General features: G+C 67.2%; 1 protein-coding gene. It reads right to left on the bottom strand.

What is annotated here, in order from left to right; genetic code table 11:
- Window positions 1–518, bottom strand: a 518-nt coding sequence (locus tag J5M67_RS27815) for an SLC13 family permease (protein WP_207888597.1), incomplete at both ends; no start/stop codon positions are given.

Genomic DNA, 518 nt, shown 5'->3' on the forward strand with positions numbered 1-518 from the left:
GAAAGAGATTTTGCGGATTGCCGAGCGGCGTCGCGATCGCACCCGCGTTCACCGCGAGCGCGATGTAGATCACGAGGCGCTTGAACGGCAACGGCGTCAGCTCGCGCAGCGACAGTACGAGCGGAATCACGACGAAAAGCGCCACGTCGTTCGTGAGCCATACGGACACCGCCGCCGCGAACACGACGAGCAGCGCGGCAAGCGCACGCTCGGAGCGCCCGCGATGGACGATGCGGTGCGCGAGCCACATCAGGAAGCCCGACAGCTCCAGCGCCTTCGTGAGCATCAGCAGACCGGCGAGCGTCGCGACGGTCTGCCAGTCGACGAGCCGCACGAGCGCGATTGCCGATAGAGAATGCACGGCCTGCAGCGCAATCAGCGCCGCGACGAGAATCGAGAGAACCGGCTCGTGCCGGACGAACGCGATGATCCGCGCGGGCGCGCGCCCGACGACCGAATTCGACACGGCGCGGTCAAGCGGCAACGTTGCCGCGCAGCCGCGCGAGGATACCTTCGAG

It is taken from the genome of Pseudomonas sp. 30_B, from assembly GCF_017491605.1.
GTDB lineage: Bacteria > Pseudomonadota > Gammaproteobacteria > Pseudomonadales > Pseudomonadaceae > Pseudomonas.